Annotated in this window: 15 protein-coding genes; 7 read left to right on the top strand and 8 right to left on the bottom strand. The window is 46.8% G+C overall.

Features of this window, described 5'->3' with window-relative positions; genetic code table 11:
• Window positions 1-92: 92 nt before the first annotated feature.
• On the bottom strand, window positions 93-992 hold the full coding sequence (locus ACQ5ES_RS09490) for a LysR family transcriptional regulator (protein ID WP_445016214.1): 900 nt from the start codon (window positions 990-992) through the stop codon (window positions 93-95).
• 120 nt (window positions 993-1,112) lie between these two features.
• Here ACQ5ES_RS09490 and ACQ5ES_RS09485 point away from each other — a divergent pair, with 120 nt between their 5' ends.
• The 3 genes from ACQ5ES_RS09485 (at window position 1,113) to ACQ5ES_RS09475 (ending at window position 5,455) form a co-directional block, all read left to right on the top strand.
• Entirely contained in the window at window positions 1,113-2,042 is a 930-nt protein-coding gene (locus ACQ5ES_RS09485; RefSeq protein WP_445016212.1) for a sodium-dependent bicarbonate transport family permease, read from the top strand.
• A gap of 93 nt (window positions 2,043-2,135) precedes the next feature.
• Window positions 2,136-3,224, top strand: coding sequence for a lysylphosphatidylglycerol synthase transmembrane domain-containing protein (locus tag ACQ5ES_RS09480; RefSeq protein WP_445016210.1), 1,089 nt, complete (start codon window positions 2,136-2,138; stop codon window positions 3,222-3,224).
• Window positions 3,221-5,455 carry a glycosyltransferase gene (locus tag ACQ5ES_RS09475; protein ID WP_445016208.1) on the top strand — a complete coding sequence of 745 codons (2,235 nt, stop codon included), beginning with the start codon at window positions 3,221-3,223 and terminating at the stop codon, window positions 5,453-5,455. Before ACQ5ES_RS09480 ends, ACQ5ES_RS09475 begins: the two co-directional genes overlap by 4 nt.
• Window positions 5,456-5,588: 133 nt before the next feature.
• Here the strand turns inward: ACQ5ES_RS09475 and ACQ5ES_RS09470 are convergent, their stop codons facing one another.
• Window positions 5,589-5,924 carry a zinc ribbon domain-containing protein gene (locus ACQ5ES_RS09470; protein WP_445016206.1) on the bottom strand — a complete coding sequence of 112 codons (336 nt, stop codon included), beginning with the start codon at window positions 5,922-5,924 and terminating at the stop codon, window positions 5,589-5,591.
• Between the two features lie 246 nt (window positions 5,925-6,170).
• Here ACQ5ES_RS09470 and rluF point away from each other — a divergent pair, with 246 nt between their 5' ends.
• Window positions 6,171-6,974: a 23S rRNA pseudouridine(2604) synthase RluF gene (gene rluF, locus ACQ5ES_RS09465; RefSeq protein ID WP_445016204.1), complete on the top strand. Its 804-nt coding sequence runs from the start codon at window positions 6,171-6,173 to the stop codon at window positions 6,972-6,974.
• 98 nt (window positions 6,975-7,072) lie between these two features.
• Complete coding sequence (locus ACQ5ES_RS09460; RefSeq protein WP_445016202.1) at window positions 7,073-8,665, top strand: ABC-F family ATPase; 1,593 nt, start codon at window positions 7,073-7,075, stop codon at window positions 8,663-8,665.
• Here ACQ5ES_RS09460 and ACQ5ES_RS09455 read toward each other — a convergent pair.
• From ACQ5ES_RS09455 to ACQ5ES_RS09435, 5 genes are all read right to left on the bottom strand, one after another.
• Window positions 8,662-8,883 carry a hypothetical protein gene (locus ACQ5ES_RS09455; protein WP_445016200.1) on the bottom strand — a complete coding sequence of 74 codons (222 nt, stop codon included), beginning with the start codon at window positions 8,881-8,883 and terminating at the stop codon, window positions 8,662-8,664. The two genes, ACQ5ES_RS09460 and ACQ5ES_RS09455, sit on opposite strands and share 4 nt — an antisense overlap.
• Window positions 8,884-8,985: 102 nt before the next feature.
• A complete protein-coding gene (locus ACQ5ES_RS09450) occupies window positions 8,986-9,834 on the bottom strand; it encodes a CopD family protein (protein WP_445016198.1) in 849 nt (282 codons plus the stop codon).
• The gene (locus ACQ5ES_RS09445; protein ID WP_445016196.1) at window positions 9,831-10,184 is read right to left on the bottom strand and encodes a copper resistance CopC family protein; all 354 of its coding nucleotides are present in this window, start codon (window positions 10,182-10,184) and stop codon (window positions 9,831-9,833) included. The genes ACQ5ES_RS09450 and ACQ5ES_RS09445 overlap by 4 nt, the downstream gene beginning before the upstream one ends.
• A gap of 16 nt (window positions 10,185-10,200) precedes the next feature.
• Window positions 10,201-10,944 carry a copper resistance protein B gene (locus ACQ5ES_RS09440; protein WP_445016194.1) on the bottom strand — a complete coding sequence of 248 codons (744 nt, stop codon included), beginning with the start codon at window positions 10,942-10,944 and terminating at the stop codon, window positions 10,201-10,203.
• Between the two features lie 11 nt (window positions 10,945-10,955).
• A complete protein-coding gene (locus ACQ5ES_RS09435) occupies window positions 10,956-12,701 on the bottom strand; it encodes a copper resistance system multicopper oxidase (RefSeq protein ID WP_445016192.1) in 1,746 nt (581 codons plus the stop codon).
• Window positions 12,702-12,993: 292 nt separating this feature from the next.
• On the opposite strand from ACQ5ES_RS09435, the gene ACQ5ES_RS09430 reads away from it, so the two are divergent.
• Both ACQ5ES_RS09430 and ACQ5ES_RS09425 read left to right on the top strand, forming a co-directional pair.
• Window positions 12,994-13,206, top strand: a complete 213-nt coding sequence (locus ACQ5ES_RS09430; protein WP_445016190.1) for a hypothetical protein — start codon at window positions 12,994-12,996, stop codon at window positions 13,204-13,206.
• Window positions 13,207-13,331: 125 nt separating this feature from the next.
• A complete protein-coding gene (locus ACQ5ES_RS09425) occupies window positions 13,332-14,417 on the top strand; it encodes a DUF2891 domain-containing protein (RefSeq protein ID WP_445016188.1) in 1,086 nt (361 codons plus the stop codon).
• 275 nt (window positions 14,418-14,692) lie between these two features.
• Here ACQ5ES_RS09425 and ACQ5ES_RS09420 read toward each other — a convergent pair.
• Window positions 14,693-14,979, bottom strand: a 287-nt coding sequence (locus ACQ5ES_RS09420) for a diguanylate cyclase domain-containing protein (RefSeq protein WP_445016186.1), incomplete at its 5' end; no start/stop codon positions are given.

Genomic DNA, 14,979 nt, shown 5'->3' with positions numbered 1-14,979 from the left:
GGTATAACCCCGCCTAATGAAAGCTGATAAAAACGACTGCTGCAATAGCTTTTTCCGATACAGAGGCTGACTGAGGTCGGCGTCGTTTTCGCTTACATGGCTGGCAGAGGACGTACTTGGGCGATATCCCGAAATCGAGTGATAATTTGCTGCTGCATACTGTCGCGGCGACTCACAATGTACCATTGTCCAGGCAGTGGAAACCCGGTGACATTAAGCGTAGCGACGGGGTCGCTGCCATGCGCAACAATATGTTGAGAAAGTACCGCTAAGCCGCTACCCGAGGCTACGCTCAGACGAATCGCTTCATTACTCTCAATCTGCGTGCGGTGACTCAGCTGAATCCCGTGACCTGCCAGCCAGGAATCAAACACCATACGCGTTGCTGAACCGTTTTCGCGGATCAAGAAACGTTCATTTTTGAGTTTATGAAAGTCGATATGTTGCTCATCTACCGCCCAATGGTCAGGTGGAGCGATAAGAACAAGCTGGTTTTTCATAAAGGCCTGCGCGTCAGCATTTGGGTCCGTTGGAGGGTGACTGAATAAATAGATGTCGTCTTTATTTTGAAAGTAGCGCTGCAGGGTGGATTCTCGATTACCGATACTTAGCTCAATCTGAATATCTGGGTAGTGTTGATTAAACTGTGCTACTAACTGTGGCAGAACATACTGTGCGGTATTGACCAAGGCAATTTTGAGCTCGCCAGCAATGCCAGCGTTAATCGCAGAGAGTTTCTCCTTACAGTCTTGCATTCGCCGAATGGCATCGCCGGCAGCTTTGTAAAGCTGTTCGCCGGCGACGGTGGGAAACATTCGCCGTCCCTGTTGTTGTAACAGCTTGCTGGCAAAAATTTCCTCTAGTCGACGAATTTGCGCCGATACCGTAGGTTGGGTTAGATACAGTTGCCGAGCGGCGGCAGAAATACTTTGCTGCTCGACCACCTGACTAAACACTTCAAGTAAACGAAAATTAATGTGGCGTAAGTCCATGGGATGTCCTATAGATAATTCCCTATAGGTAACAGTGTAGTTATTTGTTTTTAATAATGCACAGAATTACGCATACTAGCGCGCAAAATTGCAGCGAAAATTACAGCGAAAGGGAGTGTTATGCCAGATATAGTGATTGCGTTTTTTATCTTAGGAATTATCGCAGGAGTGGTGAAGTCTGACTTAAAAATGCCAGGTCAGATCTACGAGATTCTTTCGATACTGCTGATGCTTAGTATCGGTATCAAGGGTGGTTTGGCGTTACACAGCGATCATCAGGCTGTGGTGTGGACGCATTTAATCGCGATTATGATGTTAGGCATAGTGATTCCTATAGTTCTGTTGCCGGTATTAAGAAAGTGGGTGCGGTTAGCGCCTGCTGATGCCATTAGTATCGCTGCGCACTACGGCTCGGTAAGTGCCGGTACCTTCGCTGTTGCATGGGCCTTGGCCGAAAGTTTCAACTTACCCATTTCCGCGGACGCAACCTTATATCTCGTTATCTTGGAATTACCCGCCATCATACTCATGCTGGCGGTTTACCACTGGAAACTGGGGGAAAAGGGCGAGCAAACGAACATGGCCGCTATTTGGCATGAAGCTTTTACCAGTCGCGGCGTTATTTTGCTAATGGGCGGCGTCGCGATCGGTTGGCTGTACGGGCCTGCGGGACTGACTTCAATTTCTGGCTTGGTAGTGGATGGATTTAAGGTTCTGTTGGCCTTGTTCTTACTTGAAATGGGCCTGACCACGGCGCGCATTTGTCGACCCCTACCGCTGGCTCATTGGCGGCTTGTGTTGTTCGCGGCAATAGCACCACTAATTTTGGTTTGGCCGGGTTTGCTCTTGGGCAACTACCTTGAGTTACAGGCGGGAAGTGTATTGATCTTAGGCGCGCTCACCGCAAGTGCATCTTACATTGCGGCACCTGCAGCTATTCGGGCGGCAATCCCCGATGCCAATATCAGTAAAGCCATGCTGTCATCATTGGGTGTGACGTTTCCGCTGAATGTCATTATCTACATACCGTTTTTGGCAGGGCAGCTGTAAGGCATTTAAGAGTGGTGGCGGCTTTTGACATCCAGTCGCCGCCACCACATAATCTCAGGTTCGGCCAGTGATAAAAGTCTGCTATGAGGACTAATGAAACAAGATCGCGAACCAGAACAGCACCAACAAGATCACCACAAACCCAGGTTCTCATGGCAGCGACTTGCGATTTTTGCAGCGCTTTTTACCGCGTTTACCTTTGCTGGTTTTTATGCGGTATTCGATCAGTTTTCTGAGCGAAGTTTTAGTTTCGACGCCAAGTTGTTGCAACCGAAAGTTATCTTGGCGAGTTTGGTGCTGTTGCTGGTTTATTTCGCCGCTGATGGCTTACGGCTTTATTACACCTTAGTTGCTCTGGGTGCTCGTTTGTCGGTTAAAGCAATGTCGAAGTTAGTATTTATCAATATTTTCTTCTCCAACATCACGCCAATGGCCACCGGTGGTGGCTTTGCCCAAGTATGGTTTTTGCATGACCATGGTATTTCCGTAGGCAAAGCCACCGCTGCAACTATGATCCGCACGATGTTGGCGATTTTATTTATCTTCGTGTTAACGCCGGTGTTGCTGCTCGCTTTACCAGCTCTTAAAGACTCATCGATGGGTGGCGATATTGGTGCTGCATTAGTGCTGGTCGTGGTGCTGTATTTAGCTTTTTTTGCAGTGGTTTTGCTGCGCTCACATTGGTTAATAACACCAATCACGTTGGTCATTAGGCGGCTTCAGCGCTGGGGTTTAATCTCTGAGATAAAAGCCAAACGTTGGTATTTTAAAGTGATGCGAGAAATGCTGAGATTCTCACGAAGCTTTTCAATTTATCTCCAGGGACCGAAACTGGCGATCGGCTTGTCGGTCTTTTTCACCATGATTTTTTTACTGAGCTTATTTAGCTTTCCGGCGTTGTTAATGTGGGGGCTTGGCTATGATGTACCTTATTTAACCTCACTAGGTTTATTGGTCGTTACGACCTTTATAATGTATTTTTCACCGACGCCCGGGGCATCTGGAATCTCAGAAAGTGTGTTTGGTAGCTTTTTTAACGATATATTGGCGCATAAACATTTATTGCTGGTGACGTTTAGCTGGCGCTTGTTAACCATTTACCTCGGTATGATTTTGGGGCTTTTAATATTACAGCGTTACCTTATAGCGCGAAGTCAACGAACAGAAAAGGTTGCTTCGTGAATAAAAAACGTTGGTTAAAAATCCTGTTCTATCTGAACGTGGTTATCGTCACGGCATTGGTGTCGTATAAAGTTTATCTGAACCTGGTAACACCTGAGTTTTTCGCGGTTCACAATGCGCAGTTGACATCAATCAGCAAACAGGTCGCGTCGCAACAGGTCTACAGTTTTGCCGTGGTAGGTAATATCAACAATTCTGTTGGCATATTTGAACGACGTATTATTCCGCGCTTAAACGCAAGTACCATCGACTTTGTTATTTCCGCAGGAAATGCGGTCAGCAGCGGGGGTGAAGATAAATACCGGGCACTTAACGGTACCTTGTCGCATTTGCAAAAACCTTACCTGTTAACCTTTGGGCCGAATGAATACGACGAGTTTGGAAGTTTCCGTTTTTATGACCATTACGGGCCTCATTTCTTCACCTTCAGTGCTGGTGAAAGCCGCTTTATTTTCCTCGATAGTACTGGGAAAACACCTTGGCGCTGGCAACTACGTTGGCTAAATGATTTATTACAGGCTGATCAGTCCACTTACCGATTTGTTTTTATTGGACATCCGCTATTTCAACCTAAAGAAGAATTCTTGTTAGCAGAGTCTGAAGATTATTTGCAGCCTGAAGCATTCCGCCAGGCGTTGCTTTCAACCTTCAAACAGCATCCAGTTGACCGGGTGTTTTCTGCGAATGTCGCCATGTATTTTGAGCAGGAGCATGCTGGCACTCCATTTATCACAACTGGAGGAGCAGGCGGACTGGTATTGAATCAGGATGAAAGTTTTTATCACTACGTGGAAGTTACGGTAAGTGCAGATAATGGTGTTGAACATCGGGTTGTTGAAATGCCGGTTGGTCAGCATCCTATTTTGAAACAGTTGGAAAGTTTTTGGTTTTTCATTCACTCACTGTTTTATGTTGGCTACATAAACTTTATTTTGTTAGTTAGCTTGTTCTTAGCGATAAGTATTAAACTATACAATGCGGTATTTGTCGGTAGATCCTATTATCCGAACTATGATATCGACGCCACGCCATGGCTTGAGAAGCCTTTAAAAGTTGCAATGTTTACCAATAATTATTTGCCCTTTATTGGTGGTGTACCCATTTCTATTGAGCGCCTGCGCCGCGGGTTGACTGGGCTTAAAAATACCGTATTAATCGTCGCTCCGCGGTATCGAAAAAAAGCTAAGCATGAAGAGAATATTGTACGCACACCGTCATTATTTTCGTTTGGCGCGAAAAGTGAATTTCGCTTCGCTAATATTTTTTCCGGGTACGTGCGTAAGAAGGTTAAAGAATTTAAGCCAGATATTATTCATTCGCATCATCCGTTTTGGATTGGTTCTTTAGGCGTGTATCTGGCGCGCCGGTTAAAGGTGCCGGTGGTCTATACTTACCACACACGGCTTGAGCATTACGCGCACAACGTGATTATTCCGGGCAACTTATTCAACAATATCATTGTGCATGTGCTGGTGCGTCGGTTTGCCAATAAATGCGACAGCATAATCGTACCGACCCACTCGACGGAAGAGTATTTGCGTATGATTGGTGTGCGCAGAAGTATTTATGTTCAGCCCACTGGCATCGAGTTTGAACGGTTTCAGACTGTCGATGAACAGGCTGTTGCGAGCTTAAAAGAACAACAGCAGATCACCGACGAGATCGTGTTCGTGAGTGTCGCGCGGCTATCGAACGAAAAGAACATCGATTTTATTATTGATGCGTTGGCAGAGCTCAAACAAAAGTCAGCTCAACCTTTTCGTTTCCTGATGATTGGCGATGGCCCAGAACGGCAGCGTTTGCAGGACAAAATTAATAGCTTAGGCTTAAGTTATGAGATTACTTTGGTAGGCTCGGTACCGCCAGAAGCAATGGCAAATTGGTATCAGCTTGGCGATGTATTCCTGTTTGCGTCACAATCGGAAACCCAGGGAATGGTCATTTTAGAAGCGATGGCGGCGGGTTTACCTGTGGTGGCGGTGCGTGCGAGCGGCATTGACGATGTCGTTCAGGACAACGTGAATGGCTTTAAAACACCGGCGCAGCAGTCATTGTGGCTGGAGAAAGTTAGCTTGCTATTGGAAAACCCTGAAAAACGCCAGCAAATGGCTGAGCAAGCGATTGATTGTGCGGCGTCACATTCGGTCGAGAACTTTACCAAGGAAGTTCGCTATATTTATGCTGAAACCTTAGCGCGGTTTGCCCAGAAACGGCGTAAGCGAAAGGGCTGAGGCTCATATCCAGCCGGTTTCTAAGGCTTTTAAAATAGCCCGAGTGCGTACGGTCATGCACACCGAACCTAGTGATTATTTGAACTCTTGGCGGGCAGATTTTAACGCAGTCGATAACGACTGCATCGTCGCTTTAACGGGAGCGATGTGCCCGCCAGATGCGAAAGCGCGTCGTTATGTACCAGATGAAGCCAATAATGAACATTATCAGTGGGATAACGCTTAGTTGGCTGCGCTGCTGGTCTCCGTCAGCGGTAAGGAAAAACCAAAGTATGCCGACGATAAAAAGAATCAGCGACACCACGCCTTGTATTTGTAGGCTTTTTGAGGTGTTCTCGGTGGTAATTTTGCTTTCCTCTGGGGGCTGCTGTTGTTCCGGTTCATCACGCTTCAGGTAGCCGCAGGCAGGGCAACTGTAGCTGTTATCCAACACTTGGTCTTCACATTTTGGACATTTTTCAATAGCCATCAAAATACCTGTCTGCTTGTTGATGAGTGTTCACCATTAAGTATAGAAGAAGGCTCAGCTTTTATACAGGTAAGAGCCCTGAAGAGCGTCAACCAATGGGTTCACGATGGGGGCGCTGGCGCTAATTTAAGTCTTGGGCGCCATTTTTTATGGGTTATTTTTATATTTTAATATGGTAAAACCCCTTAACCTAATCGGTTCAGATACAGACTAATCCCAAAACTTATCCATCGATAAAGAGGCTTTATGCAAGAACGTGAGACCGTCCGTTTAAATAAGTTTATTAGTGAAAGCGGAATTTGTTCACGCCGTGAGGCCGACAAATTTATTGAGCAAGGCAAAGTTACGCTCAATGGCCGTAAGGCAGTGGTCGGTGACAAAGTGGCGGACGGTGATCAGGTGCAGGTTAATGGTCGGCCAATTCGTGCTGAAGATAAGCAACCTTTTGTATTTATTGCACTTAACAAGCCCGTTGGAGTGGTGTCTACCACCGATTCAGCGGAACGCAACAATATTACCAACTTTGTCGGTCACAAGAGCCGTATTTTTCCGATCGGGCGACTCGATAAAGACTCGCAAGGACTTATTTTTCTGACCAGTAATGGCGATTTGGTTAATAAAATTCTTCGAGCAGGTAACAAACACGAAAAAGAGTATGTGGTGACGGTGCAAAAACCGATTACTGCGGATTTTATCGCCCGCATGGCGAGTGGCGTGCCAATTCTCGGTACCCGCACGAAAAAGTGCAAAGTGGTGCAGGTGTCGAATTTTGTCTTCCGCATTACCCTAATTGAAGGTATGAACCGCCAAATCCGCCGCATGTGTGAATATTTTGGCTATGAAGTACGTAAGCTTGAGCGTACTCGCATTATGAATATCCGCTTAGGGAGATTACAAGTTGGGCAGTGGCGCAACTTGACCGAGGTCGAGCTGGCGGAATTGATGAAATCTATCGAGGGCTCAAGTGGACTCGCACCGGAAGGGCATCGCAGCCGCCGACCTAAGCCGAAAGTTGCAGGGCAGCGAGCACAACGGCGGACAAAAAACTAGAATAGCGGTCGAGCTTGCGATATTAGCGCAAACTTCCTTTGTAATTTGCCGCTAAAACACGTAGATTACGCGCCTATTTTTTGTTCGGGTGTTCAAACGTGATTTCTGCTGCAAATATCACCATGCAATTTGGTGCAAAACCTCTTTTTGAAAATATCTCTGTTAAATTCGGCGACGGCAATCGGTACGGTTTGATTGGCGCCAATGGCTGCGGCAAATCCACTTTCATGCGAATTCTGAGCGGTGAGCTAGAGCCATCGGCTGGGAATGTCTCGATTGAGCCTAATATGCGTGTGGGTAAACTACGCCAGGATCAGTTTGCCTACGAGCAATACAGCGTGATTGATACGGTGATCATGGGCCACGAAGAACTGTGGCAGGTGAAAGCTGAGCGTGATCGTATTTACAGTATGGCCGAGATGAGTGAAGAAGATGGTATGCGGGTTGCTGACCTGGAAGTGGAGTTTGCGGAGCTTGATGGGTACACCGCGGAATCACGGGCCGGTGAGTTGCTACAGGGCGTAGGCATTCCGCTCGAGAATCACTACGGTTTGATGAGTGATATTGCACCAGGTTTAAAGTTGCGTGTGCTGTTGGCGCAGGCGCTGTTTTCTGAGCCTGACATCATGTTGTTAGATGAGCCGACCAACAACCTTGATATCAACACCATTCGCTGGTTAGAGACGGTACTTAACGAGCGTCAGGCGACGATGATTATTATTTCGCACGATCGCCACTTCTTGAATAGCGTCTGTACTCACATGGCTGATATTGATTACGGCGAATTGCGGGTGTATCCGGGCAATTACGATAACTATATGTTTGCGGCAACTCAGGCGCGTGAGCAGTTGCTGAACGAAAACACGAAGAAGAAAGAAAAGATTGCTGAACTGCAGCAGTTTGTCAGCCGCTTTTCTGCCAATGCATCAAAAGCAAAACAGGCTACCTCACGCGCTCGTCAAATTGAAAAAATTCAATTGTCCGAGGTGAAAGCTTCAAGTCGGGTAAGCCCTTTTATTCGCTTTGAGCAAGAGAAAAAGCTGTATCGGCTGGCGTTAGAAATGCAGGGTGTCACGAAATCTTTTGACGACGTGAAGGTGTTAAAAGACCTCAACGCTATGATCGAAGTCGGTGAAAAAGTAGCGATTCTGGGCGCTAACGGTATTGGTAAAACCACGTTATTGAAATCCTTAGTCGGCGAGCACAACCTGGATGACGGCCTGATCAAGTGGTCAGAAAACGTCTCGATTGGTTATTACGCGCAGGATCATGCCGATTGGTTTAAAGGCAAAATAAATGTGTTTGACTGGATGAGTCAATGGAAACAGCCGCACCACGACGAACAAGCCATCCGTGGCGTACTCGGACGTATGCTGTTCTCCCAGGATGACATTAAAAAGCCGGTCTCAATTCTGTCAGGTGGCGAAAAAGGCCGCATGATCTTTGGCAAATTGATTATGCAGCGACCAAACGTATTGATCATGGATGAACCAACCAACCACTTGGATATGGAATCCATCGAAGCTTTAAACCTGGCGCTTGAGCACTACGACGGTACCTTGTTGTTTGTTAGTCATGACCGCGAGTTTGTGTCGTCGCTGGCGTCGCGCATTATCGAATTAACCGATAAAGGTATGCGTGACTTCTCGGGAACCTATGACGACTACTTGCGGCAGCAGGCAGAGTCTTAGTGCATCATGCGCTTCCGGCGCAAAAACACGACGTCTCCGATCGAAATAAATGTTATGCCAATGAGTGAGGCCCAAATAACCAGTGGGTCACTATTCCACTTCATCCACAGGAAAGCTGCCAATACGATGAGACCAGAGGCGGGAGCAACAATAGCGAAGGCGACGGTAATCCATAAGCCAGTATTTCCATAAACGGGACGAGCAGCTTGCCCGGTCATTATCGGCTCCCAGTTTTTATGTTTTAATTCGACCAGCGAATTTGAACAGCCTCCCAACCAATTTCATTAATCAGATAAATGATCTCACTATTACTCCTTAAGTTAGTTAGGAGAAAACGAGCTACTTAATGCTAGTGCCAAAACTAAAATAACGATAGCCAAGATCATCTCTATCGCTATCGACTTTTTAAGTCGCTTAGCAGAATTTTTATTATTCAGCTTAGGTACAAACTTAAATTTGTGGAGAGCGGCCATAAAAAGAATAAGTATTACGAAGCCTAATTTTGTAAATAACACAAAGTCATAAGTCGTCAGAGGAGACTTCGGTATCCACTGCCCGGTAGCACTTCGGTACATAATTCCCCCGGCAATAAGCAACAGTGGTACGGCCATCAACATATGCACACCGAAACGCATCATTATGGCTTGCGCTTTGGTCACAGGAACAGAAGTTGCAAGCTTACGCAGCGAGTTGAGACTTCCAAACCACACCCATGCCACTAATAGATGTGTCAGAAGAGCGATCTTTCCCCACCAAACGGCGTCTTTGCCATGGCCCATACTTAAAAAGCTCCAGCTAATCGCCACAACGACGAGCACATAGATAATCCGCTTTATGTGTAGCGATGAAAACATGGAGTAAACAAGCCAAAGAGCAGAAGCTAAGATTTGCAGCTTAACGAACTCACCGGCAGGACTAACCCAGATAAACTTCATGAAGTCTAAATCGGCCATTCCGGAAATTCCCTCACCGGCAAAGCTTCCGACCCTCAAACAAAAATATGCAATGGCAGCGAGAAGGAGTAACAGTGCAGTGATCGTATCTGTTTTGCGAATGGCTGGTTTTTCTACCCCAGATAAGTACTGAATATAAGGCGTCGCCGTGATTAACGCATTTAGATAAAAAATGGTAGCCAGCACCAAAGTACTGGCTACAGTCCAAACTGTCATTGCTTCACCTTAAAACTGAAGTCTCCCGAAATTTTATGGGAATCGCCTCCCATCGCCACCCAGTTGACAGTATAGTCACCCGCGCCTAACTCATCTTTAATGGCAATTGTATAGTTGTCATCAGGTTTCATACTCATAGCAAAATCCAGTGAAATCATTTTACCGTTGTCCATATGCAGCATGACTTTTGCTAAACGAACTTCTCCTGAGAAGTTCAGCGTGATTTGGGAAGGAGCTTTCGTTAACGCACTTCCTTCCATTGGAATACTGGAGACCAAATCGACATGCGCCTGAACGCACGCACTATAAAAAAAAGAAATTACTAAGAGTACTTTGAATACATTTTTCATGGATTATCCTCAACAATTAAAACCAAATCCTGGCACCTAGAACAAATCCTGTTTCAGTCGTGTCCTGGCCGATACTTTTTATGTGATCTGCTGTATTGCCTAGCGCGGAACTCCAATAGACGCCGACATAAGGTGCAAATTCTCGACTTATCTCGTGGCGATAACGCAAACCGACGCGAATATTACTGAGTCCACTTTGTCGCTGATATTCATCAGAGTCAGTAAGGTTTGCAGTTAATTCAACTCTAGGTTGTAAATATGATGTCTGAGTCAACTGCCACTCGTACTCAGTTTCACTCACAAACTGGATATCACCTTCCTCGTTTATCATTAACGAATTATCCATTTCGAACCAATAGGGGGCTAACCCCATCATGCTAACTACGGCATAATTTTCCATGGAACTGTCTGAGGATAGCTCGCCTCGGGTTCCTACACCTGCCTGAAAGGACCAGAATGGAGAAACCAGATAGCTATATAAAAGTTCAGCGCTTTCGAGATCCGTAGGGGCTCCGTCATCCTGAATATTTTGACCCTCACTTTTAAACACGACTCGGTGATAATTGCCGCCATACCATGCCATCATATCCCAAACGGCTAGGTTTTCCTCATCGCTGGTTCGGGTTAATTCCAAGCGGTCAAACAGCACTTGTCCGGTATAATACTCTTTGACGGGTTCAGGCCAGTCGTCTTCAGCATGGCCCGCCAATGCGATTCCAGGTAGTAACACAACACTCAGTAACAATGATTTACCGTACATAGTTTGCCTCCTTACGCTACATTGACCACGCGGAACATTCCCGCTTTCATGTGGTATAAAAGGTGGCAATGAAATGCCCAGCTGCCAAGCGCATCAGCGGAGATGAGTAGAGAAACTTTCTCACTCGGTTTTAGGCTGATGGTGTGCTTGCGAGGTCTAGGGTACTGGCCGTTTTCCAGCTCCATCCACATGCCATGCAAATGGATTGGGTGGTCCATCATGGTATCGTTGACCATTACGAGTCTTAGGCGCTCGCCATGGTGAAACTGAACTGGGCCATCCACTTCGGTAAATGTTTCACCGTCGAAAGACCACATGTAACGTTCCATATTACCAGTTAAGTGCAGCTCAATCTGGCGTTCTGGTTCTCGCTTGTCAGGCCATTCCTTTGCACCAACCAGGTCGGCATAAACAAGCACTCTGTGGTCAACATTTTCTAATCCAATGCCCGGCTCATCCAGACGACTCGTCGGGTTAGTTGCGATCATCGCCGCGCCGGCTCCATGGCCACCTTCGTTGTGCTGGATCTTAATATTATCAACTGGCAATTTCGTTTTATGAGCCATCGCGTGATCCATTTGACCATCTTTGCTGCTCATGTCCATCATGCTCATGCCTTCCATGCCCATGCCTGCCATACCCATGGCGGCCATACCGCGTTCCGAAGCAGGTCGTAGCTCGGGAACCGCTGCTTGACGTCCTATTTCGGGAGTGAGTGTTCCTCTGACATAGCCGCTACGGTCGAAGCTTTCAGCAAATATGGTGTAAGCCTTGTCGTGTTTGGGTTGCACAACTACATCATAAGTTTCGGCCACACCAATTCGAAACTCATCCACAGGTACGGGTTTGACAGGTTGACCATCTGCAGCGACGACGGTCATTTCCAGCCCCGGAATGCGCACATCAAAAAAGGTCATTGCAGAGCCATTAATGATGCGAAGTCGCACTTTTTCTCCTGGCTTAAACAACGCAGACCAATTCATCGCTGAATCGCGACCGTTCATTAAATAGGTATAAGTGGTTCCTGTTACATCTGCAATATCACGAGGGCTCATGCGCATTTGCCCCCACATTTTACGCTCGTTCCAGGTTTTTTCGAGTCCCTGCTGCCGTATGTCTTTAAAGGTCTCAAATATCGTTCGTTTCTGATAGTTATAGTAACCCTCTGCAACCTTGAGATTACGAAATACCTCGTCCGGATCTTCGAACGTCCAGTCGCTTAGAATGATTGTATGCTCGCGGTCCGCACCGATGTCGCCATCTTTGGGATCAATGACTAATGGCCCCAAATGGCCCAGCTGTTCCTGCAGTCCTGAGTGGCTGTGATACCAGTAGGTACCATTTTGCTCAACATCATAACGGTAGTTGAATGTACGACCTGGCTTTATACCTTCGAATGATACGCCAGGTACGCCATCCATATTTTCCGGCAAAATGATGCCGTGCCAATGGATTGACGTGTCCTCACCTAGTTTGTTGGTAACGTTGAGTTTTGCTCGTTGGCCCTCTTTTAAGCGAATCAGTGGACCGGGCATTTGACCGTTTATGGTAATGGGGTTGCCCAGTTTTTTGCCAATCAACAAGGGCGATCGCGCTATCGTCAGATCAATTTCATCACTGCTTAATAGTTGGTCTTTGAAGGTGCGGCCCTGAGGACTTGCCCATGTTGGAGCTACTTTTGCTATAGCCAAAGCTGACGCGACGGTAAGGGCTGATTTTACGAATTTTCGCCGCCCCGGGTTAAACTTGGTATTCATTACTGCTCTCCTCATTTCACTGTAGTTGCGGCTTCTGGCTAAATACTTGCTGGTAAGCACCAACTGAACCATTGAAACCGCGGCATGCGATCGCGGCTCAGGTGAATTCGTTGTTAAGCGGCAGCTATTGGGGGTCGGAAAAGATGTGTTGCGTATCTAGTATGGAGCAGTGACACCAATATGATTAGGATTAACAACAGAACGCGAATACGCACCGACAGCTTTTGATTGTTTGCAAGTTGCTAAATTAGAGTCTAACTTTGATCAAGTAGATGTCAAACAAGGAGAAAGTATGATGGGTCACGAAATGTTTACGGGTATGGGTTTCGTCTGGATGCTGGTGATTGGTATTATTTTGGTGGCACCAACTTGGAGACTATGTCAGCGCATCGGTTATGCAGGACCTTTAGGACTATTAATTTTGGTACCTATTGCCAACATTGTCTTATTGTACTTCATCGCATTTGCTCCATGGAAAACCAAGACTGAACAGAATCGGGAATAACACGACAGATAAACTTGAGACGCAGCCCTGGTAGCAGGGCGCAACAAGGGTAGGCGTTTGGGTGTGAATTGTTTTAAGCTGTAGTCATTGTGTACATATGAACTCTCAGCAGCAAAGGCAACCTTATGAACAAACGCGCCATTATCAGCAGTGTAGTATTTCTATCTTTCGGGCTGTTTAGCCAAGCACAGGCAGCCAGCGACACAGCGCACAGCTTAACTCTGGAAGAAGCCGATAAACTGGTGGCGCTGCCACTGCATTGTGTCGAAACACCCTACCCCTACAAAACAGGTATTGTGCTCGGTAGTGCTGCGGATCTGAAAGAGCCGTCGGAGCATCATCCGGTGTTTTACGGCTGTTTCGATTGGCATAGTGCAGTGCACGGCTACTGGTCGTTGGTGACCTTGCTGCAGCAGTTTCCGGAGATGGAACACGCTGACCAAGCCCGGGAAATTTTGCAGCGCAACTTAACTGCCGAAAACGTGGCGCGCGAAGTAGAGTTCTTCAGTAAAGATATCAATAAGTCGTTCGAGCGCACCTACGGTTGGGCCTGGTTATTAAAACTGTCGGATGAGCTACATGCCTGGCAAGAACCTTTGGGTCAGGAGCTGGCGACGAACTTGCAACCGCTGGCCGATTTAATCATTGAGCGCTATGTTAACTTTCTTCCGCAATTACTTTATCCAGTGCGGGTGGGCGAGCACACCAATACCGCCTTTGGCTTAAGTTTTGCCTACGACTATGCGGTGAACCACCAGCGGCCCGAGCTACAGCAACTGATCACTGAGCGCGCCAAAGATTACTTCCTCGACGATACCAACTGCCCGATAAGCTGGGAGCCGAGTGGCTACGACTTTATTTCGCCATGTCTGGAAGAAATCGGTTTAATGCAACGGGTACTGCCAAAAGACGAGTTTTTACCGTGGTTAGTGGAGTTCATGCCGCAGCTGGCGGATAAAAACTACAGCCTAGAAGTAGGGCGGGTAAGCGATCGTAGCGACGGTAAGCTAGTTCACCTGGATGGCTTGAATTTCAGCCGCGCGTGGAATCTTTATGCGCTGACGAATGAATACCCGCAGTATGCTCACTTGCGAGCTATAGCGGATAAGCATATTGCCTATTCCTACCCTAATTTGGTGGGTGACAGCTACGAGGGCGGACACTGGCTGGGCAGTTTTGCGATTCAGGCGTTGAATCAAGCGAAGCATTAATCTAGGTATGTTATGTGGTGATTATAGTTTATTTTGGAGGTAAAGGTCAGGGGTTAGAGAACACACGGCTTCGTCCTTTTCTGACGACAGTCAACCTATCTTACAACAGCAAACTGAATAGCACGCCAACAGCGGTAAAGTGACTGAATAAGTCCACAACCTGCAAAGGGATCAACAGTATAGAATTGTGGATAGGGTGGTAAGTAACTCAGGCAGTTGAGAGCTAAGAGAGTAAAATATATACCGGATTTATTGAACAGGGACTGGAGTTGGCATCATAGACAAGAGTCATCTACACAAACTTTGCTGACACTATCCTTTTTAGCTTTATACATCGCCGCATCAGCAAGCTTTAACAGCTTGTTGGCATTACAGTTCCCGCGATGTAACGCCACACCAATACTGGTTGTTAGCACTAAGCCATCGGCAATAGCAAGAGGAGCTGTAATGTCTTTCAGCACAGTGTTGGTAATAATTTTACAATCCGCTTTAGCGTCTTTAAGTTGCTCTGCAACAATTACAAACTCGTCCCCAGACAAGCGAGCAACAGTATCAGCTGCCC

Source organism: Pseudidiomarina xizangensis (assembly GCF_052541995.1).
The sequence above is the reverse complement of the archived record's forward strand: the minus strand, read 5'-3'. Positions and strand labels throughout refer to the sequence as shown.